Origin of the sequence: Salinisphaera sp. G21_0 (assembly GCF_017744115.1) — a bacterium.
Classification (GTDB): Bacteria; Pseudomonadota; Gammaproteobacteria; order Pseudomonadales; family Endozoicomonadaceae; genus Endozoicomonas.
In genome coordinates this window covers 1-1,038 of the sequence record NZ_JAGHQW010000187.1, presented here as the reverse complement: position 1 = coordinate 1,038, position 1,038 = coordinate 1, and the positions used below count along the sequence as shown (strand labels likewise).

Below are 1,038 nucleotides of genomic sequence, written 5' to 3'. Positions count from 1 at the left end.
GGCTATGTTTCCCTTAAGGGTTGATGGGTCTAAACTGTCGTAAGCCCCTGCTACGCGAGACTCTGTTATGCAGTCCCAACAGTTTCAAGATCTTCTTAATGCTATAGCGTTATTAACCAGTCAGCAGCGAAATACACTTATTAACGCTCTGTCAGAGCAGAATTCACCTTCCGATATTGCCAAGTCTATCGAAGATAGTTTTGTTCGGGCTCCAAAATGTCCTCACTGCGGGTCGGAAAACATACAACGCTGGGGGATGCGGAACCAACGACAACGTTTCCGGTGCAAGTCTTGTCGAAAGACTCTGAACTCTTTTTCCAAAACGCCTCTGGCCCGTTTAAGACATCCTGAGCGTTGGCCGCAGTATCTTGAGGGGATGACTCACTCTTTGACGCTTCGCCCGGCTGCCAGGCAATGCGGCGTTTCATTGAAAACATCATTCCGTTGGAGGCATCGATTTTTACAGGCTATTGAGCACGACCAAGCACCGGAGCTTAGTGGCATCACAGAACTGGATGAAACTTTCTTCCGTGAATCCTTCAAAGGTCAGAAAAAAGGTCTTCCAAGAGCTGCCAGGAAACGGGGTAATGAGAAGAAGACAGAGTGTCGACAAATACCGGTCATGGTTGCCAGAGACCGGGATAATCAGACGGTTGATGGCATTCTGGAGAATCAGAGTGCAGACGAGCTTTGTCGTCATTTGAACGGTCGAATAAATATTGAAGCAGTCGTATGCGCCGATGCAAGCCTTGCACATGAGAAGCTTGCGAGAACCTTGGGGTTCACCTTTAAAGAGTTGGTGTCATCCTCTGGAATAAGGGTTATAGAAGGAGTTTTTCACCTGCAGCATGTGAACGCATATCACAGCCACTTGAAGAAGTGGATTACAGGGATTTTTCACGGAGTTGCAACAAAATATCTGGCACATTACCTGGGCTGGCGAAGGGCTCTAACGAGCATTAATACTTTGACAGCTGATCGACTGGCCAACAAAATTTTGGAATTTATTCACTTTCAACCCTTAAAGGCAACATAGCC

At 47.0% G+C, this 1,038-nt stretch carries 1 protein-coding gene; it reads left to right on the top strand.

The annotated features are described in order from the left end of the window. Positions 1-67 precede the first annotated feature (67 nt). On the top strand, positions 68-1,036 hold the full coding sequence (locus J7439_RS25570) for an IS1595 family transposase (protein WP_209204877.1): 969 nt from the start codon (positions 68-70) through the stop codon (positions 1,034-1,036). The last annotated feature ends 2 nt before the right edge of the window (positions 1,037-1,038 follow it).